We start from the raw sequence: 18,936 nt of genomic DNA, 5'->3' as shown, positions 1-18,936 counted from the left end.
ATACAGATACACTTAATGCTTTTAAAGAAGCTAATAAAGCTAATAATGGTGTAGGTGTATTAGTGCCTTTCTCTCCTGTGTTTAAATCTAATAGCACTAGAGGAGATATTATAAACAAAGGAAGTATTCAAGCTAATGAAGTAGTAATGGTGGGGAATAGAGTAATACTAGAAAAAGCTTTTAATGATAAGGGGGAATTTAATCAAATTAATACAAAGAAAATTAATTTAGATGGAGCAAAGATTAAAGTAGATACTTCAAGCATTAATGGTAATGTTTTAGCTTCTCTTGTAGCTAATGCAAGTAATGGAAATAAAGCTGAAATCTTTTTAGATGTGCAAGGATATTATCATAATACAAGTGGTTGGAATGTATTTGATAAGACAAGTGGAATAAATCTAGATAAAAGAGAGTATGTTACCATTGGAAGTGATGTAGATTGGTGGTATTTTGCAAAGGGGACAAATACTAATAGTGATTTTAGAAATACTGCAAAAGAATATAGACTTACAAGTGATATAGACTTTGGAGGAAATCAAGGCAAAAACTATGCAAATTATTGCCTAAGTGATGGAGAATGCACAAGTATGATTGTGGGGGATAGTTATGCCTTTAGCTCTTTTTTTAATGGTAATGGATATACACTGAAAAATATTAATATTGATGCATTGGGGTATAAATCTGATTATGTTGGGATATTTGGAAGAATTGATGGTGGAGAATTTGAAAACATCAATATAGATTATATGGGGGGAAGTGTTAGTAGTAGTCGCTATGCAGGTGGTTTTGCTGGGTTGATTAATGGAGAAATAACAACATCTGATATATACATTAATTTTAATGGTAGTGATATAGTAGTAGATAATTTTTATACTTTTGGGAAATTAGGCGATAAAGGTAATATTAGTGGACTTGATGGGATAAGATTTGAAGCAGATAGTATTACAGCTAAAAGGGAGCTTGTTATCCAGGGTGATGTTAGCGTAAAAGAGCAAGTATCAGCAGATAGGCTAATAGTGGATGGTTGGTCTTCTTCTTCTCTAATCACAACATATTTAACAGTATATGAAGGAGGGGAAAATAATGGCAGAATTCTTGTTGATAATATAGTCTTTAAGGGTGGAATTTTTACAAACAATGGAGAAATTCAAGCTCAAGAAGTAACAAGTAATGGTGAATTTACAAACAACGGACTGATTGAAGTTACAAATGATTTTGTGACAGAATCTCCTTCAACTTTTATAAATAATATTGGAGGAATAATTAAAGCTCAACAAGTAATAAGTAATGGTGAATTTACAAACAACGGATTGATTAATGCTACAAATGATTTTGCGACATATTCAGCATTTACAAACAACGGAGAAATTCAAGCTCAAGAAGTAAGAAGTTATGGTGAATTTACAAACAAAGGAAGGATTGAAGTTACAAATAATTTTGTGACATATTCAACATTTATAAATAATGGATATATTAAAGCTCAACAAGTAACAATTGATGGAAAATTTGATAATTCAAAAGGTGCTACAGTCACTACAACTTATAGTTTAGAACTTAGAGGAGGGAAAGTAAGCAATCATGGAGATTTTATTACGCCTTATGTGGACGGCTTCGGTGATTTTATAAATGAGCGTGATGGACGGGTATCTTTTACATTTGTTAACTCGGGTGTTAATTTTGTTAATAGAGGAGAAGCTGGAATGAGACCAGATAGAGAGGATAATAATGCTCATGATAAGAATGATAGTAATGCTAATAATAAGGAAGATGGTAAGTTTGAAAATAATGAAAGCAATAATAATGAAAGTAATGGAAATAGCAACAATTCCGACTTCATCGATGAAAATGGTGATGGCTTAAGCAATGAAAATAGTAACAATGCTGACTTCATCGATGAAAATGGAGATGGCCTTAGCGATGTAAATTTAGATGACTTACAAGATCATTTTGATTCTTTAGTTACTAGCATTAATGGAGAAAGTCTTTTAGAACAAATCTTAAATAATATTTTAAATGCAGATTATAAGATAGATTTATCTAAGCTAGATTTAGCAAATTTAAATCTAAAGACACTTCTATCTGCCATTGATGAAAATGATCCAAACTATCAATCCATAAAACAATCTATTGAATTTCTAACTTCTTTATATAGTGATGAAGAGATAAAAGCTAAACTACAAGATTGGTATAAGAATGATAGTAAATACCAAAGCTTCCTAGATAAAGGTAAACAAATGCAAGCAAATGCAAATAATCTAAAAGACTTCATATCTAAATATGGAGAATCCATTAAAGCTATCAAAGGGAATGTAGATAGATTAAATTCTATTCAAGATAGAATTTATGGAAAAAATGGATTAATGGAAGCATATAATGCTTTTATACAAGTGGGATTAAAAGATGAAGCAGAGCTTATAAAAAGACAAATTCTCTCTTTATATAATGAAGCTTTAGCATTAGAGAATGGATTAAAAAATCTTCAACCCATTGTAGATAAACTTCAAGTAGATACACCCTTTGATTTATATCTAATCAATAAAGACAAAGGAGGAACATTTACTTTCTTAGATAGCACAAATATTAAAGACAAAGTGAATAATATCCCTAACATTGATAAGCCAAATTTTGATGGTAATGGCGGTAATGGTGGTGATAATAATGGTGGCAATGGTGGTAATGGTGATGGAGATAACAATGGCGGTAATGGTGGTGATAATAATGGTGGCAATGGTGGTAATGGTGATGGAGATAACAATGGCGGTAATGGCGGTAATGGCGGTAATGGTGGTAACAATCAAGGCACTAGTGAAGATCCAACCCTCAATTCTCCTCTAAAAGACATCAATGCTTCTATGCTAGATAAACAACAAGTAGTCTTAATAAAACCAGCAGAAGAAGAAAAAGAAACATTAGATGAAGAAAAAGGAGTGTTAAACCAAAGAACTTGTGTAGTGAGTGAAAACTTTAAGACGAATAATCCTTGTATGGCTCAAAGAATATAGAAGAAATTCGTATTCAAGACAGATAATAATAGATTAAAGGATTTTTACAAGAGGCACAACCCATAAAGGTTGCTAACCTCTTGAAAAACCCTTTAAAACTCTTATTCTATGCCGTAACTACTAGAATTTATTTAATTCTTTGCAATTTATAACCTCTTAAAATTTCATAAAAACTAAAGCTATATACCGTAACTACTGGAATTTATTACATCTTTTTATTTTTGTTTTCTGCTTTTTTAGCTTCGTTCCAAAAATTTATTAAAAACTCCTAAAGCCTTACTGCCACTACTAGAATTTAACTTTAATTCTTGTAACCTTAACTTATAAAATTTTAATAATTTCATTGATAATCTCTTGCCATTGCGAGAGCCTTTAGGCTCGTGGCAATCTCTTTTAAAGATTTAAAAATATTCTTCGTTTATTGTAAAGCTTTTTAAAAAACTAAAGCATTCTTTTTGTGTGTGTCTTATACCTTAATAAAATAAAAAGAACAATATAGTCACAAATTTAATTATTATTTTGTGATAAATAGTATAAAAATTAATTGCAATATTACTTCAATAGATAGTGTGAATAAATGCAATTAAAAATTTATTTTACATAAGGTATAATTGACTTAACTAAATTTATTTTAAGGAAACTCCATGCAGTATGTAGATGATGATTTTAAAGGCAAAAAGATATTGATTACAGGAGGGGCAGGGTTTATTGGTTCAAATCTTGCAATGTATTTTCAAAAGCACCACCCAAAAGCTGAAGTCATCGTATTTGACTGCTTTAGAAGTGAAGAAACTTTTAGTAATGGGAATTTAAAATCCCTAGGACATTTTAAAAATCTTTTAGATTTTAAAGGTGAAGTGATAGCAGGTAATATCAACAATAAAAAAGATTTAGAGCTCTTAGAAAAATTTGATTTTGATTATATCTTCCATGAAGCCGCGATTTCTGATACTACGGTTATGGATCAAGAAAGTGTGCTAAGAAGCAATGTGAATGCTTTTAAATCCCTTTTAAACCTTGCTTTTAAGCATAAAGCACAGATGATTTATGCTTCTAGTGCTGGAGTGTATGGAAATACACCTGCACCAAATAGCATAGGGGCAGGAGAAATACCTGAAAATGTGTATGGCTTTTCTAAACTTATGATGGATAATCTTGCAATGAAGTTTGCAAAAGAGCATAAAATCATTGGATTAAGATATTTTAATGTTTATGGAGAAAATGAATGCCATAAAGGAAAAACCGCTTCTATGATTTTACAATTAGGCTTGCAAGCGTTAAAAAACAAAAAAGTGCGTCTTTTTAAAATGGGCGAACAAAAAAGAGATTTTGTCTATATTCAAGATGTCGTGCAGGCAAATATCAAGGCTACACAAGCACATAAAAGTGGAATTTATAATGTAGGAAGTGGAGTAGCTAGAAGTTATAATGATATAGTCAATGCACTAAAAATGGAGCTTGGGGAATTTGAAGTAGAATATTTTGAAAATCCTTATAAATTTTTCCAAAACCACACAGAAGCAAACATCACACTTACAAAAAAGTTTTTAGATTATGAGCCTAGATTTTCTTTAGAAATTGGGATTAAAAATTATCTTAGCCAGATTAAACAACTCCATTCTCAAGGTTTTAGCATTTGAAGCCAAATATTTTAGTGATTGGGGATTTGATATTAGACCATTATATTTGGGGAGAATGCAAAAGAATCTCGCCTGAAGCACCGGTGCAAGTTATTGAAACAAAGAAGGAAAATTTAAATCTTGGTGGTGCTTGTAATGTCGCAAATAATTTAGTTGCACTTGGTTCTAATGTGTGGATTTGTGGAATAGTTGGAGAAGATGAGGCAGGAGAAAAACTAGTAGAAAAATTGCAAAGTTTAGGCATTAACACATTAGGGATTTATAAAAGTAAAGATCGCCCAACCACGCAAAAATCAAGAGTAATCGCTTCTAATCAGCAAGTTTTACGCATTGATAAAGAAGAAAAAAAGCCCATTAGCAAAGAGGGAGAGGAATTTATTTTAAAAGTTACTATTGCTCTTCTCCAATCAAAAAGTATAGATTGTATTGTTCTTTCAGATTATCAAAAAGGGGTTTTAGAGCCTATTTTTACTCAAAGGCTTATTGCTCTAGCTAAAGAAGCAGATTTAAAAATCTTAATTGATCCAAAAGGTGAAGATTATAGCAAATATAAAGGTGCAACCCTCCTAACCCCTAATAAAAAAGAGGCTAAAGAAGCTACGAAAATTGATATAGTAGATGAAGAAAGCCTACTAAAAGCTTCGCAAAAACTAAAAGAAATGTGTGATTTGGAATATTCGCTCATTACTCTAAGTGAAGATGGAATTGGTATCTTAAAAGAAAAATTGTATAAAATTCCTACTATTGCTAAGGAAGTCTTTGATGTTACAGGTGCAGGAGATACAGTAATAGCAGCACTTAGTTATATGCTTGCTCTAAAGGAAGATATTTTAGAGAGTGTTTATTTTGCAAATGCAGCCGCAGCAGTAGTAGTGAGTAAAATAGGCTCTGTTACAGCGACAAAAGAGGAGATTTATCACTATTTGCAAAGAAATAATCTTTTAAATTCTAAATTTGTTAGTAAAAGATTTTTGGAGATTTTTAGCACGAAGCAGAATGCGTTTTTCCCTCTTTTAGAAAGCTTACCCAAAGTAAGAAATTACAAAGAAAAATTTATTAATGAAGCTATTTTACAAGATTTTTTAAAGGCTTTAGAAGAGTTTCAAAAGGACAAAAAAGTTATTTTTACCAATGGTTGTTTTGATATTTTGCATTTTGGGCATATTGATTATTTAAATAAGGCTAGGACTCTTGGAGATTTGTTGATTGTAGGACTAAATAGTGATGATTCTATTAAGCGTCTAAAAGGGAATGAACGCCCTATAAATTTACAAGAAGATAGAATCGCACTTTTAAGTGCATTAGAATGTGTGGATTTTGTGATTGTTTTTAACGAGGACACTCCAAGGGAACTTGTAGCAAAAATCAAGCCAGATGTTTTGGTAAAAGGTGCTGATTATGAGGGAAAAGTCGTTGTAGGAAGTGAATTTGCTAAAGAAGTGTGTCTTATAGAATTTCAAGAAGGCAGAAGCACAACAAATTTAATTGAAAAAATAAAAACAATAAAATAAATTTATTAAAAAAGGAATGAATATGGAATTAAAAATCAATGACAATGCACCTGATTTTAGTTTGCCCAATCAAGATAATGCAGAAATTTCGCTAAAGGATTTTAGAGGTGTATGGGTGGTTGTGTATTTTTATCCAAAGGATAAAACACCTGGTTGCACACAAGAAGCATGTGATTTTCGTGATGGTTTAGAAGAGTTTTCAAAGCTTGGAGTAACAATTTTAGGTATAAGTCCTGATAGTCCTAAAACTCACCAAAGCTTTATAGAAAAAGAAAATCTAAATTTTACACTTTTAAGTGATAAGGATAAAGTTGCACTTAAAGCTTATGGAGCTTTTGGGCTTAAAAAACTCTATGGAAAGGAATATGAGGGAGTAATCCGCTCTACTTTTTTAATAAATCCAAGTGGTAAAATTGCATTTATTTGGAAAAATGTAAAGGTAAAAGGCCATATACAAGCCATAAAAGAGAAGTTGGAGGAGCTACAAAGCTTACCAAGTTAGCACTTCCTTTTTGATTTTGTTTAGGCTATCAATCGCATCTTTTAGGCGGGAAACTTCATTATCAATTTGTTGTAAATTCCAAGCACCAAGATGTTCTGGAGCGTCCTGCGAACCTCTTTTAATCATTATATAATCTACGAATGAGATTTTTGCCATATTTAAAAGCAGTTGAATTTCAGCTTGTGCATTTTCTATCTCTCTTAAAATCATATCAATGCGTTCAAACATAATTGCTCCTTGTTTTTTGTATATTGTAGCATTTTTTGCTTAGTGTATGTTTTTAATCAATTAAATACAGTAGTAAATTTATGTAAAGATATTTGTTAAAATTTTAAAAATTAAATAATTTAATTAACAAAGGAAAAAAATGACAAGAGAACAAGCAGAATTAATTATAAAAGAAGAAAAGTTGATTGATACAGATTGGTATCCTTCTTATAAGCATTCAGGAGAATACCATCTTACTATGTGGTTTGATTCTGATAATAATAAATATGAAACTTTCTATGTTGGAGAAAGGGGGAGTGTTAGTCTTAACTATTCTTTTGATAGTGAAAAAGAAGCCATTGATAAAATGTTACAAGAAAATTATTGGCATAAATATCATGATATCAAAGACATCAAAGAATATCTAACAAAAGAAGTAGCACTAAAAACCATCAAAGAAGAAAATCTAGAAGTGATTTGGTATGATGAAGCACTTAAACCAATGCGAGCAGGTATTAAACACGATAAACAAAGAGATAAATATATTTCTTTTATTACTAATGCTAAAGCAGAGATTATAGAATGGAAAAGTATTGAGTTTGATGGGGATAGATACAGTGAAACCTTTGAAAGAGTAATTAACGATGAATTTCTAGCCCTTTATGCTCTTATCAATCGTGCCAGAATGATTAAGCAAAATAGGATTAGCTTTGTGTGAAATGAAATTTAGTCTTGTTGGCACATAATAATTTTATTGCAATATTAAAATCATATAAAAGGATAATATTGTAATTGTTGGTGCTTTTAAAGCTTTTTATGATTTTCTTTCATATTCTATAAATCCTTTTTCTTTGTATTCTGTTAGTATCTCATCGCTACTTAGATTATATGCACTCATTTTTACTAGCATAATAATATCTTCTTCATTTGCAAAAATATCTTCAATAGCGTGTCCGCAAATGGTAGATTTAATTTCTTCATAGTCTTTTTTGCTTACATCATCTTTATATTTTTCAAGTATCGCAAGGCTTTCTTCTAGGCTATGCACTTCAGGATATTGTGTTTGCATTTTTACTCCAAATCTAAGTTTTGTCTAAAGCTTTTTAGATTTTTTTTGATTAAAATCTCAAGTCTTTGATTGTGGCATTCCATAGCTTCAATAGAAGCTTTAATTGTTTGCTCTTTAGAAATTAAATTTAAATCAAGTTTATAGCCTGCGTTTTTAGCTAAATTATTTAAAAATATTCTTTGGGTTCTGCCGTTACCTTCACGAAAAGGGTGCAAAGCATTTAAATCTGATATAAAGTTTGCTAATTCTTTTGCAAAATTATTTAAATCTTTGGAATGTTTTAAATAATTATTTTTTACAAGTTCATCAAAAATTCTTTTAGCCTCTTTGGGTAGATATTCCCCTTTGCAAAATAGGCTATTTCCTTTTATGAAAAGTCCATATATACCTTGTTCGTTTCTATCTTGTCCCGCCCAAGTATAAACATCTTCAAAAAGTGCTTTATGTATATCTTTTAAATGTTGATAATCAAAATTGGCTTTAATGGGATTTTTAATTAATTCTAAGGCTTTTTTGTTTGTTATCATTCTTTCTTTAAGGAATAATTCATCTAATGATTTTGCACCTATTTTATTAGTTTTAATTAAAAATCTATCAAACTCTGATAAATTCTCTTGAGAATCCCACATTAAGACACTCCCCATTCTTTTTTTAATTCAATAATGCACTCATTAGCCGTTGCTTCGCCTTTTATAATTTTAATATTATCAATAATATCTTTTTCATTCAAAAACATATCTTCTATTGCAAAATTACCTATGTTAGATCTTATAGCTTCGTATTGCTCTTTAGTTAAATCATCTTTATATTTTTCAAGTATCGCAAGGCTTTCTTCTAAGCTATGCACTTCAGGATATTGTTTTTGCATTTTTACTCCTTATGCTACTTAATAATTAAATATATCCTACAATTTTAAAAAGAACAAGTTTTAAAGTGTATATTAAGTGCAATTACTTATAAGCAACCCATAAAGTATAGATTGCTATCTTTGTAACTCTTTTTCTAGGAATTTTCCTGTATAGCTCCCTGTCTTTTTATGGCGTTTTACAATATGTTCTGGTGTTCCACTATCTACGATATTTCCACCTTTGCTTCCTCCCTCTGGCCCTACATCTATGATATAGTCTGCATTTTTTATCATATCAAGGTTATGCTCAATTACAATCACGCTATTGCCTAAATCTGTCAAGTGGTGTAATACTTTTGTGAGTTTATCTACATCTGCAAAATGCAAACCTGTTGTTGGCTCATCTAAGACATAAAGGGTTCTTCCTGTATCTTTGCGACTAAGCTCTTTTGCAAGTTTTATTCTTTGGGCTTCACCGCCACTTAGTGTGATGGCGTTTTGTCCTAAAGTAATATATCCTAAACCTACATCTTTTAATGTGCGTAATTTTTGGTAAATTTTAGGGATTTTAGAGAAAAACTCACAAGCCTCATCCACACTCATTTCTAACACTTGTGCGATATTTTTACCTTTATACTCTACTTCTAGTGTTTGAGGGTTGTAACGCATTCCATGGCATGAATCGCATTTAACCAAAATATCTGGCAAAAAGTGCATTTCTATTTTAATCTCTCCATCACCTTGGCATTTTTCACATCTCCCACCTTTTACATTGAAGCTAAAACGGCTTACAGAATAGTTTCTAATCTGTGCTTCTTTGGTTTGAGAGAAAACCTGTCTGATTTCATCCATCGCACCTGTATAAGTTGCGGGGTTAGATCGTGGGGTTCTACCTATGGGGCTTTGATCAAGATAAATTACTTTATCTAGTTTTTCTAGGCCTAAAATTTCCACACCATCTACTTTTTTAACCTTTTTACGATTATTTAAAAGCTCTTGAGCTACTGGAAGAAGTGTTTGTAAAATAAGAGAACTTTTACCACTTCCGCTAACCCCTGTAACACATACAAAGTTTTGCAAAGGAATTTCTACGCTTAGATTGTGGATATTATTAATATTGACATTTTTTAGGGTAATCCATTCTTGCTGGTTTCTGCGAATAAAATATTCAATCTTTTTAGCACCGCTTAGATATTGTGCGGTTTGCGTATTAGAAGCTAAAAGCTGTGTGAGATTCCCGCTAAATACAACTTCTCCACCATATTTACCCGCACCTGGTCCTATATCCACGATAAAATCTGCGTGTTCTATGGTTTCTTTATCGTGTTCTACGACAATTACACTATTGCCCTTTTGTTGTAGGCTTCGCAGAGTTTTGATAAGTTTTAGTGTATCGCGTTCATGCAAACCAATGCTTGGTTCATCTAGCACATACATAACCCCTGTTAAACCACTACCTATTTGACTTGCAATTCTTATGCGTTGGGATTCTCCACCGCTGATACTTCTTGCATCGCGTCCAAGACTTAAATAGCCCAATCCCACATCATAAAGGAAATAAAGTCTTTCACAAATTTCTTTTAAAATAGGACTTGCAATAAGAGCTTGTTGTTCATTAAAGTAGGTAAAATTCTGTTCATTTGCAAAGAAACCATAACAATCTGCGATAGAAAAATCTAAAATATCGCCCAAAGTTTTAGAAGCTACCTTGACAGCAAGACTTTGGGGCAATAGTCTATGTCCTTTGCACTCTTCGCACACTTTTTCGCTCATATAATCTGCTAAGTCTTTATTGTCTTTAAACATATCATAAGCAATAGCAATAATCCCGCTCCAAGGGCGTTTTAGAGGGCTATTTTTCCAAGTGAATTCTACTTCCTCTTGATTTCCATACAAAAGGAGTTTTTGTTCATGCTCTTCTAGTTCATCAAAAGTGCTTTTTGGATTGATTTTAAAAGTCTTGCAAACTCCTTTAAAAAGTTCATTATAATAGCTTTTATTAAATCCATAAAAGATTTTAATCCCACCCTCTACTAAAGGAAGAGAAGAATCGATTACTTTTTTTGTATCAATGCTATATCTTATACCAAGTCCATCGCATTTAGCACAAGCGCCTTTTGGAGAGTTAAAAGAAAAGCTAAGTGGCTCTAGCGGACTAAAAGATACCTTACAATCAAAACAAGCAAGATGTTCGCTAAAATGGATTAAATCGTTTTTGCCTTCTTCATTAAGCAATTCAATCTCCACTTCTCCATAAGATTCTTTTAATGCTTTTTCTATCGCTTCTGCAATTCTTGTGTTGTTTTGTGGATTTACCACAAGCCTATCAATGACAACTTTAATTGTGTGCTTTTTGGTTTTAGCTAAATTAATTTCCTCATCTAAACGCACCAAAACCCCATTAATCTGTGCTCTTATATAGCCTTTTTGGCGTAAAGATTCTAACTTATCACTAAAAGTTCCCTTTTTTTCTTTTACAAGAGGAGCTAAAATCAGTATTTTTTTGCCTTCTTCTAGTTTTTGCACTTGCTCTATAATATCGCTTGCATTCATCTTAGAAATAGGCTTTCCACATAAATGGCAATGTTGTGTGCCAACCCTAGCATATAAAAGTCGCAAATAATCATAAATTTCTGTGATAGTTCCCACTGTAGAGCGTGGATTTTTACTTGTAGTTTTTTGATCAATGGCAATAGCAGGCGTTAGCCCTTCTATTTTATCCACATCGGGTTTTCCAATTTTATCTAAAAATTGCCTTGCATAGCTTGATAGACTTTCAATATAGCGTCTTTGCCCCTCTGCATAAAGCGTATCAAATGCGAGGGTGCTTTTACCACTTCCGCTAAGTCCTGTTAGCACGACAAGTTTATTTTTAGGAATATTTAAATGGATATTTTTTAAATTATTTTCTTTTGCGTTTGTGATGATAATATGATCAAGTGGAGATGGATTCACAATCTTACCTTTTAAAAAAATTTCGTAATTATAGCAAATGGAAGCTTTGCTTCTATTAGCTTAAAAGCTCTTTGGTAAAGCAGCAAAGCTCTTCTTTAAAATTTGTCTGCAAGCTTTGTATTTTCCTATTAAAAGCACTTCCTACCACAACTATAGGAACAATTCCTCTTAAAGCTTGGATTTGTTCTTTGTTTTGTATGCCAAATCCTAGTGCAATAGGCTTGTTACAATGTTTTTTAACAAGATTGATATAGGAAAATAAATCTTCATCCATTGTTGTTTTATCGCCTGTAATCCCATTTCTTGCTACTACATAAACAAAGTTTCCACCTTTTTTACAAAGTTTTGTCATTCTTTGTGTGGGTGTATTTTTGGCAATAAGACTTATGGGTTCTATGTCTTCAAGCTTTGCTAAAGCAAAAAGATTTTCATCACTATCTAGCGATAAATCAGGCACAATAAGCCCAAATACTTCACATTTTCTAGCTTCTTTTAAAAATTCTTTAATTCCATAAGCATAAAGGATATTTGCATAAGTCATTATGAGAATTTTTGTAGTGCATTGGTGTTCTTTTAAAAGAGAATTTAATTCTTTTATAAAAGCAAATCCCTTTTTTGTATTAAAGCCATTTTGGAGAGAGATTTCACAAGCATTTGCTATGCTTTCTCCATCTGCATTAGGATCTGAAAAGGGAAATTGCACTTCTAAATATTTTGCCCCACCTAATGAAATGCCTAATGCACTTTGCAGACTTGCTTCATAACTTGGAAAGCCTGCTACAATATGCCCCATTAAATCTATTTGTTTTTTTTGCATGTTTTTGCCTCTTCTTCTAAAAATGCTATCCAATTTTCTTTTTGTAGATATTTTGCTGTGATGAAAATATCCTTATCGCCTCTACCAGAAACATTAACAATAATGGTTTTATTTTTTATGTTTTTAGAAAGCTTAATAGCTCCTGCTAATGCATGGCTTGATTCTAAAGCTGGGATAATACCCTCATTTTTTGCAAAAAATTCTAAGGCTTTTAATGCTTCTTCATCGCTTGCAGATTGAAATTCCACTCTACCTATTTCATGCAAATGTGCAAGTTGAGGTCCAATCCCTGCATAATCTAGTCCTGCTGAGATAGAATGTGTAGAGGAGAGATTGCCAAAACAATCGCTTAAAAAATAACTTTTATAGCCTTGAGCTATACCTACTCTTGCATGATTGTTTTGCATTCTTATGGCATTTTCTCCTTCATTTTTCCCTTTTCCGCCTGCTTCAATGGCTAGTAATTTTACTTTTTCATCTAGCAAAAAATGTCTAAAAAATCCTATGGAGTTGCTACCGCCTCCTACACAGGCTATTAAAATATCAGGTGTAATTTTTAGTTTTTTGCATTGGAGTTTGAGTTCTTTACTAATAATGCTTTGAAAATCTCTTACAATATCAGGAAAAGGATAGGGTCCTAATGCGCTCCCTAATACATAAAAGGTGTTATGACTTTCTTTGCTCCATTCTCGTAAAGCTTCATTTACAGCATCTTTTAGAGTTTTTGATCCACTTTTTACACTTACAACTTTTGCTCCAAAAAGCTGCATATTAAAAACATTGGGAAATTGTCTTTTGACATCTACTTCGCCCATAAAAATCACACATTCCATTCCAAGTTTTGCACAAGCAGCACTTACTGCTAAGCCATGTTGCCCAGCACCTGTTTCTGCGATGATTCTAGTTTTTCCCATTTTTTTAGCTAATAAAACTTGTCCTATGGCATTGTTGATTTTATGTGCCCCTGTATTTGCCAATCCTTCAAATTTTAAATAAATTTCATTATTTAGGATTTTAGAGGCATTTTTGGCATAAATTAAAGGCGTTGGGCGTCCTACAAATTCACTTAAAAGCTCTTTGTATTCTTTTATAAATTCCTTTTTTGGCATAATTTTTTTATATGCTTCTTCTAGCTCTTTTAGTGCAGGATATAGGATTTCAGGCACATATCTACCGCCAAATGCGTGTGTTTTGGTGGGTGTATTAGGATTATCTTCGCCGAAAAATCCTTTCTTAGAGTGGGTAAAAATTTTGCATTTCATTGCGTTTTAGCTCCTTATTAAAGAAAATATCTTAACACAACTTTACTTTTTAATAAATAATAGCAAAGAACCAAAAATGATTAAAAACGCCCCTCCCCATTGCCATAAATTTAAGCTTTCATCTAAAATAAGGAGTGATAGCAAAACTGCAACAAGGGGTTCTATCATACCTAAAATAGCGGTTTTTGTAACACCTAGTTTTGGCATACCTAGAAAATATGCCATCATAGAAAAGAGAGTGGAGATAAAGGTTAATCCAAGCAAAGAAAAAATACCTACTGCATTGATAGAAGTAGGCTCTATACCGCCTTTAAAAATAAAAATCAAAAACATCACTAAAGAAGCAAAAAGACATATATAAAAACTGCTAACCACAGAAGAGATACCAAAAGTAATGCTTTTGCTAAAAATTACATAGAGTGCATAAAAAAGAGCACCTATTAAAGAAAGCACTACTCCAAAATAATCCAAGGTTAAGTCTTTGGGGATTTGTAAAATAAAAACCAAGCCTACAAAACAAAGAATAAGACATAAAATTGTCATAGCTTTTAAGCTGTCTTTTAGAAAAAAGATAGCAATAAGTGCGACGATAATGGGGTAAATATGGTAAATTAAAACCCCCAAAGAAGCAGGAATAAAACGAAGAGATTCTAAATATGCTCCAGCTTGCACCACATATAATATCCCTCCAAGTATAAAAAAATGCCACAGCTTTATTTTGGGAAGTTTTAGAGGTATTTTTTTAAATTTTATCCAAGTTAAGAATAATAAAGCACTAAAGAAAAATCTAAAAAAGAGGATAAAATCACTCCCAAAGCCATTTTTTTGTGCAAGAACAGTCCATATAGGCATAATACCATATGCAATACTTGCACTACTTATCCATAAAGCACCTATTTGCTCATTTTGAAGTTTCATAGACAACCTAGGTAAATACAAAATTTTGTAGTAGAATACCGCATTAGAGTTTTAAAAGCAAGAAAATTTTTAATTTAGTAGTTTCAAGATAAAATGTATTTGTCTAATAGGCTTGAAAGTTCTTTTGGATTTGTATGAGAGGACTTTAATGGCAACTATAAGCACAAGCAAGCTGCTTTAAGTAAAGTTGGGTTAGTGGGTGTTGTTATGGAGGCAAAAGAAAAGATTTTTGCTTCTGATTTTATCAAGAAATATTATTGCAATTATGCTTCTAGTAATCTTGAAAAATTTGCGTCTTTTTATGGAAAAAATATTGAAGAAATAGGGGGGGGGGGATAATTATATTCTAACCACACAAAAGCCTCTTTATAGAATCTTTAGAAATGTCACTAAAGAAGAATATCTACAAAGCACAAGAGAGCTTTAAAATATTGGTTTTCATGCTGATATTTTGGAGATGTTTGCCTATGCTAGAAAAATTAAAGCAAAATATGAAGATTTTAAAGCTATTCATATAAGAAGTGGAGATGTTATTTATGATAAATATAGTAAGGCTAGATATAACCAACCAAGCATTTACAAAAGAGCATTAGTAAATGAAGTGGCTGTTGCTACAATAAAAGAACAATTACAGAAAGGTTATAAAATAATCTGTTTTGGCAATGATTTAAAAATGTGTGATACATTGAAAAAAGAAGCAAAGAAAAGCTTTATAAATGGGAAAGATTTATATATTGTTAGCGATTTTGTAGAAAAATTGCCAAAAGAATTTCAAAGTGGTATTTATAGAGCTTTATTTGAAATTTATCTAATGAGTCTTGCAAATATTCTTTGTTATTCGCAAGAATCTGGGTTTTCATCGTTGGCGACTATGATTGGAGAAGTTAGCGGAATTAGTCTTTATGAATTTTGCTCCAAAGACAAACAATATCAAATGTTAATGGAAACTACAAATAAAATTAAAGGAATTTCTTGTGAGCAAAAAGCCTATTCTAGTTTTTATGCTTATTATATTGGCAAAGAGCTAGGACTTAATAAAAAAATCTTATTATCATATATTCAAAGTGCAAAAGAGTTTGATGGGAACAATTTGTTATTTGTGCTAATAGAGATTTCTTGTTTTTTTAGACAGGATTTAGCACAATGTAATTTTATGTTGCAAGAAATTTTAGATAAACAAGAAAATGAGTTTTTAGAAGTGCTTTTTACATACATAGAGGGCAAAGGTTTTGTGCAAGGTGAGTTCTTTATGGATTATCTTAGAAATTATAATAGGGGATATTTAGCTATTAGTTATGTTGCATTGAAAATCGCACAAATTTTAGGCAATAGTATCTTAGAGCAAAAAATACTAAAAGAATTAAACAATAAAATAAATATTGCAAAACTAAAGAATAAAGAACAAAAACTAAAAGGTGCAGATTTTATCATCAAAAATAGTTTGTATTTTAAATTGGGAGAGTTGATGGCTTTAAACTTTACAAAAAAATTTGGTTATCTTAAGATTATAGTTCAGATACCATTAGTATTTGTAAGATATTATTTTGATGAGTTTAAAATAAAATCTTTTCCTAAAATTGTAAATTATAGCGATTATGAAATGGCAAAAAGATTATATAATCACCCTTATTATAGGCTTGGGTTTGCTCTAGTGCAAGCTTATAAAAATTTCTATAAAGGTGGTTTTATAGAATTTTATAAAGAAGTAAGAAAGATTTTAAGGGATTACAAAAGAACTTAATAAAGTTTGATGATAAAAATATTTGTATTTATTTAATGAATATTTTGGCTATTTTTGAGATAATGTTTTATGTTTATAAAATCAATTTTATTTTTGAATAAAAATATTTTGTATTTTGGTTGATTCTTTTGTTGGGGGACTATGGGAGAGTGTGAAATCCCTTACAAGCTCGACACTTTGCATAAGTGGCGGATGGCTTGTATCCCCCTAAAAGAAAAATTATAGCCAAAAACTCTTAATCTTGTTGGCTTGTTTCTACTTGTAACTATAATTTTAATTTTGTGTGGTTATATATTTAAAAATATTCCCATTCGGAATAATTATTGCTTATAATCATAGTGTAAATAAATTTTTTATAAAGGAGCAAGTATGGTTAAAAGTTTAATCAGTGTTGCGGTTGCTAGTGTTTTAAGTTGTAGCATTGCTTTTGCTAGTGATAACGCATCAATAGAGGGGAAAGAAAAAATTACTCGCAATGGTGTTAGTATTTATTTAGAGCCAAATTCTGCAAATAAACAAAAATATCTTAGTGGAGAATTTGATAAATCTTTAGAGACGATGAAAAAAGCTTATGAAGCTAATAAAAACAATAAAGCAATGAGAGCTTCTGCTCCTCCTGTAACTCAAGTATTAGTTCTTGATGTTTGTTCTACAAAATATGGTGGTTGTGAATACATAGATGACAATCAAAGAGAAACGAAATATGATCACGATGGTGCAATGTTTCAAGTAAGAACAGGAGTTGTAGGCTATGGCGGTGGTAGTTATGATAGAGCTAAATTTGCAGGAAATGAAGCAGTGCAGTTAAGATCAGATGGGGTAGATTTAAGCGGTGATAATATCATTGATGGTTGGGTGGATTTGTATGATATTTCTAAACCTGCTAATTCTAGCGGAACTTTTGAATTTTCTGCAAGATCAATTAATGCACCTGGTAATACAGTAAGCACAAGTATTTATATTAAATAAAGGATTATTATGACAATCAATAATTCTTATAATGTTTCTTACTCTCAAGTTAATAGGCTTGAGAGTAAAGAAAGCAATCAAACAACCAATAATGAAAAATCAGAATTTGATAAGATGATATGGGATTTATTTGAGCAAGGGAAAGGTGATGTTGCTCATATGGCTATGAATGCTCAACTTGTAGAATCAATAAAAGAAAACGCTAAACAAAATGGCATTAGCGTTACTTCTGTAAATTGGAATAGAGCTAATGCAAATTGGCGTGAAGATTTTAAAAATGCAGGAGAGCAAAAACAAAGTGAAATGGTAGCGGATTTAATTTCCACTTTGCAAGATCCCTATGCTATTCAAAAAGGATATTATATGGGACAAGCTGAAAGTGAAGCACATTTTCAAGCTACAAAAAATCAAGCTATTGATTATCTAAGCGAATTATTGCAAGATATAAAAGCTTGATTATCTTGCGTGTGGAGAGAAAACTCTCCACTCTGCAAGTATGCTTTTAAATCTGTTTATTTTATCTTTCTTATCTTGCCATTGCATTGTGGGTAGTTGCTCTTTTTTCTCTTTTTCATAAATCGCATTTATTGCCCTATATACTCCATTGGCTAATTCTTTTAAAAAATCATCTTTATTTGGACTTGTAAGGATTGTATGTTGATTAAAGCTATCCCCATAATATGCAGTAAAAAATCCTGTGCTTTTATCTGCACCTATTCTTGTGATTTTAACCATTTCGCTTAATGGTAAGTTTTCGCCCTCTCTTAAATAATAACAACCGCTAAAGATTGTAAAGCTTTTAAATTTGTTGTATTGTTTGATTAGCTCTCTTATAAAATCATCGCTCATTTTTTCGTTTTTATTCCCAAAATAAAGCCTTATATCTGTTATTTTCTTTCCCTTTTTACCTATGATTTCAGGCTCACTTACCCACAAATCGCTTTTAGTGTTAATTTTATCAATGGCAGGTTTAGAACTTTTTGATGAGGGTTGCTATATTTTCATAGTTTTTTGACGCAAAAATTTAAAAAAGCATCTTATATAATTTAAGTATTTAGTATGAAAATTTTATGTTAAGTAGAATTTGGTTTAAGTGTTTTTGGTGTATTTTTATTTGGTACAGTTTGGAATATATAAAATTTTATCCCCCTAAACCCCAACCCCCCACATCCTTTCATCTTCTTTAAAATTCCCCATCTTTATCCCCTAATTTCTTCTTTGTTTCCTTTCTCTTATTCATCTTTTTTCCTTTTCTCTCTTGTTTATCTTTCAATCTACTCTTATCAACTTTGTTTTTCTCTTTTTATCCTCATATTCTTTTATTCTTTTATCACCCTTTTTTTTCTTTATTTGCTTCTTCTATCTTTCTATCTTTCTATCTTTCTATCTTTCTATCTTTCTATCTTTCTATCTTTCTATCTTTCTATCTTTCTATCTTTCTATCTTTCTATCTTTCTATCTTTCTATGTCCCCCTTTCCTTTTCTCCTTTTTACTC

At 31.3% G+C, this 18,936-nt stretch carries 18 protein-coding genes; 9 read left to right on the top strand and 9 right to left on the bottom strand.

Annotated elements, in window-relative coordinates; genetic code table 11:
• The 4 genes from B6S12_RS09220 to bcp form a co-directional block, all read left to right on the top strand.
• A partial coding sequence (locus B6S12_RS09220) for a hypothetical protein (protein ID WP_181451024.1) occupies nt 1–3,002 on the top strand: 3,002 nt, incomplete at its 5' end.
• A gap of 644 nt (nt 3,003–3,646) precedes the next feature.
• Complete coding sequence (gene rfaD, locus B6S12_RS09215) at nt 3,647–4,642, top strand: ADP-glyceromanno-heptose 6-epimerase (protein WP_111230502.1); 996 nt, start codon at nt 3,647–3,649, stop codon at nt 4,640–4,642.
• A complete protein-coding gene (gene rfaE1 / locus B6S12_RS09210; protein ID WP_111230501.1) occupies nt 4,639–6,153 on the top strand; it encodes a D-glycero-beta-D-manno-heptose-7-phosphate kinase in 1,515 nt (504 codons plus the stop codon). Before rfaD ends, rfaE1 begins: the two co-directional genes overlap by 4 nt.
• Before the next feature lie 22 nt (nt 6,154–6,175).
• The gene (bcp, locus tag B6S12_RS09205; RefSeq protein ID WP_111230500.1) at nt 6,176–6,655 is read left to right on the top strand and encodes a thioredoxin-dependent thiol peroxidase; all 480 of its coding nucleotides are present in this window, start codon (nt 6,176–6,178) and stop codon (nt 6,653–6,655) included.
• Here bcp and B6S12_RS09200 read toward each other — a convergent pair.
• Nucleotides 6,644–6,883 (bottom strand): DUF2443 domain-containing protein, encoded by a 240-nt coding sequence (locus B6S12_RS09200; RefSeq protein ID WP_111230499.1) that lies wholly within the window; start codon nt 6,881–6,883, stop codon nt 6,644–6,646. The two genes, bcp and B6S12_RS09200, sit on opposite strands and share 12 nt — an antisense overlap.
• 139 nt (nt 6,884–7,022) lie before the next feature.
• Between B6S12_RS09200 and B6S12_RS09195 the strand changes: the two genes are divergently transcribed.
• A complete protein-coding gene (locus B6S12_RS09195) occupies nt 7,023–7,580 on the top strand; it encodes a hypothetical protein (RefSeq protein ID WP_111230498.1) in 558 nt (185 codons plus the stop codon).
• 96 nt (nt 7,581–7,676) lie between these two features.
• Here the strand turns inward: B6S12_RS09195 and B6S12_RS09190 are convergent, their stop codons facing one another.
• The 7 genes from B6S12_RS09190 to B6S12_RS09160 form a co-directional block, all read right to left on the bottom strand.
• Nucleotides 7,677–7,931 (bottom strand): hypothetical protein, encoded by a 255-nt coding sequence (locus B6S12_RS09190; protein ID WP_111230497.1) that lies wholly within the window; start codon nt 7,929–7,931, stop codon nt 7,677–7,679.
• 2 nt (nt 7,932–7,933) lie between these two features.
• Entirely contained in the window at nt 7,934–8,560 is a 627-nt protein-coding gene (locus tag B6S12_RS09185) for a Fic/DOC family protein (RefSeq protein ID WP_111230496.1), read from the bottom strand.
• Nucleotides 8,560–8,799 carry a hypothetical protein gene (locus tag B6S12_RS09180; RefSeq protein WP_111230495.1) on the bottom strand — a complete coding sequence of 80 codons (240 nt, stop codon included), beginning with the start codon at nt 8,797–8,799 and terminating at the stop codon, nt 8,560–8,562. The genes B6S12_RS09185 and B6S12_RS09180 overlap by 1 nt, the downstream gene beginning before the upstream one ends.
• 114 nt (nt 8,800–8,913) lie before the next feature.
• Nucleotides 8,914–11,733 (bottom strand): excinuclease ABC subunit UvrA, encoded by a 2,820-nt coding sequence (uvrA, locus tag B6S12_RS09175; protein WP_181451023.1) that lies wholly within the window; start codon nt 11,731–11,733, stop codon nt 8,914–8,916.
• Nucleotides 11,734–11,788: 55 nt separating this feature from the next.
• On the bottom strand, nt 11,789–12,550 hold the full coding sequence (trpA, locus tag B6S12_RS09170) for a tryptophan synthase subunit alpha (RefSeq protein WP_111230493.1): 762 nt from the start codon (nt 12,548–12,550) through the stop codon (nt 11,789–11,791).
• Entirely contained in the window at nt 12,532–13,812 is a 1,281-nt protein-coding gene (gene trpB, locus B6S12_RS09165) for a tryptophan synthase subunit beta (protein ID WP_111230492.1), read from the bottom strand. The genes trpA and trpB overlap by 19 nt, the downstream gene beginning before the upstream one ends.
• A 42-nt stretch (nt 13,813–13,854) precedes the next feature.
• Nucleotides 13,855–14,730: a DMT family transporter gene (locus B6S12_RS09160; RefSeq protein WP_111230491.1), complete on the bottom strand. Its 876-nt coding sequence runs from the start codon at nt 14,728–14,730 to the stop codon at nt 13,855–13,857.
• A 207-nt stretch (nt 14,731–14,937) separates the two neighbouring features.
• Here B6S12_RS09160 and B6S12_RS11725 point away from each other — a divergent pair, with 207 nt between their 5' ends.
• From B6S12_RS11725 to B6S12_RS09145, 4 genes are all read left to right on the top strand, one after another.
• Nucleotides 14,938–15,069: a hypothetical protein gene (locus B6S12_RS11725; RefSeq protein WP_281267895.1), complete on the top strand. Its 132-nt coding sequence runs from the start codon at nt 14,938–14,940 to the stop codon at nt 15,067–15,069.
• 118 nt (nt 15,070–15,187) lie between these two features.
• Complete coding sequence (locus tag B6S12_RS09155) at nt 15,188–16,471, top strand: hypothetical protein (protein WP_111230490.1); 1,284 nt, start codon at nt 15,188–15,190, stop codon at nt 16,469–16,471.
• A gap of 369 nt (nt 16,472–16,840) precedes the next feature.
• The gene (locus B6S12_RS09150) at nt 16,841–17,440 is read left to right on the top strand and encodes a DUF4879 domain-containing protein (protein ID WP_111230489.1); all 600 of its coding nucleotides are present in this window, start codon (nt 16,841–16,843) and stop codon (nt 17,438–17,440) included.
• A gap of 9 nt (nt 17,441–17,449) precedes the next feature.
• Nucleotides 17,450–17,896, top strand: coding sequence for a hypothetical protein (locus B6S12_RS09145; RefSeq protein WP_111230488.1), 447 nt, complete (start codon nt 17,450–17,452; stop codon nt 17,894–17,896).
• Here the strand turns inward: B6S12_RS09145 and B6S12_RS09140 are convergent, their stop codons facing one another.
• Nucleotides 17,897–18,376 (bottom strand): hypothetical protein, encoded by a 480-nt coding sequence (locus B6S12_RS09140; RefSeq protein ID WP_111230487.1) that lies wholly within the window; start codon nt 18,374–18,376, stop codon nt 17,897–17,899. It abuts the gene before it with no gap.
• Between the last annotated feature and the right edge of the window lie 560 nt (nt 18,377–18,936).

The sequence above is a fragment of the Helicobacter valdiviensis genome (assembly GCF_003245365.1).
In the GTDB taxonomy this organism is placed as follows: domain Bacteria; phylum Campylobacterota; class Campylobacteria; order Campylobacterales; family Helicobacteraceae; genus Helicobacter_D; species Helicobacter_D valdiviensis.
This window is presented reverse-complemented; position numbering and strand designations above follow the sequence as displayed.

Bases quoted from the DNA above. Each gene is read 5' to 3' on its own strand.
- trpA (WP_111230493.1), bottom strand. From the start codon at position 12,550: ATGCAAAAAAAACAAATAGATTTAATGGGGCATATTGTAGCAGGCTTT.
- B6S12_RS09200 (WP_111230499.1), bottom strand. From the start codon at position 6,883: ATGTTTGAACGCATTGATATGATTTTAAGAGAGATAGAAAATGCACAA.
- bcp (WP_111230500.1), top strand. From the start codon at position 6,176: ATGGAATTAAAAATCAATGACAATGCACCTGATTTTAGTTTGCCCAAT.
- B6S12_RS09160 (WP_111230491.1), bottom strand. From the start codon at position 14,730: ATGAAACTTCAAAATGAGCAAATAGGTGCTTTATGGATAAGTAGTGCA.
- B6S12_RS11725 (WP_281267895.1), top strand. From the start codon at position 14,938: ATGGAGGCAAAAGAAAAGATTTTTGCTTCTGATTTTATCAAGAAATAT.
- B6S12_RS09195 (WP_111230498.1), top strand. From the start codon at position 7,023: ATGACAAGAGAACAAGCAGAATTAATTATAAAAGAAGAAAAGTTGATT.
- B6S12_RS09180 (WP_111230495.1), bottom strand. From the start codon at position 8,799: ATGCAAAAACAATATCCTGAAGTGCATAGCTTAGAAGAAAGCCTTGCG.
- B6S12_RS09145 (WP_111230488.1), top strand. From the start codon at position 17,450: ATGACAATCAATAATTCTTATAATGTTTCTTACTCTCAAGTTAATAGG.
- B6S12_RS09185 (WP_111230496.1), bottom strand. From the start codon at position 8,560: ATGTGGGATTCTCAAGAGAATTTATCAGAGTTTGATAGATTTTTAATT.
- B6S12_RS09150 (WP_111230489.1), top strand. From the start codon at position 16,841: ATGGTTAAAAGTTTAATCAGTGTTGCGGTTGCTAGTGTTTTAAGTTGT.
- B6S12_RS09155 (WP_111230490.1), top strand. From the start codon at position 15,188: ATGTTTGCCTATGCTAGAAAAATTAAAGCAAAATATGAAGATTTTAAA.
- rfaD (WP_111230502.1), top strand. From the start codon at position 3,647: ATGCAGTATGTAGATGATGATTTTAAAGGCAAAAAGATATTGATTACA.
- trpB (WP_111230492.1), bottom strand. From the start codon at position 13,812: ATGAAATGCAAAATTTTTACCCACTCTAAGAAAGGATTTTTCGGCGAA.
- B6S12_RS09190 (WP_111230497.1), bottom strand. From the start codon at position 7,931: ATGCAAACACAATATCCTGAAGTGCATAGCCTAGAAGAAAGCCTTGCG.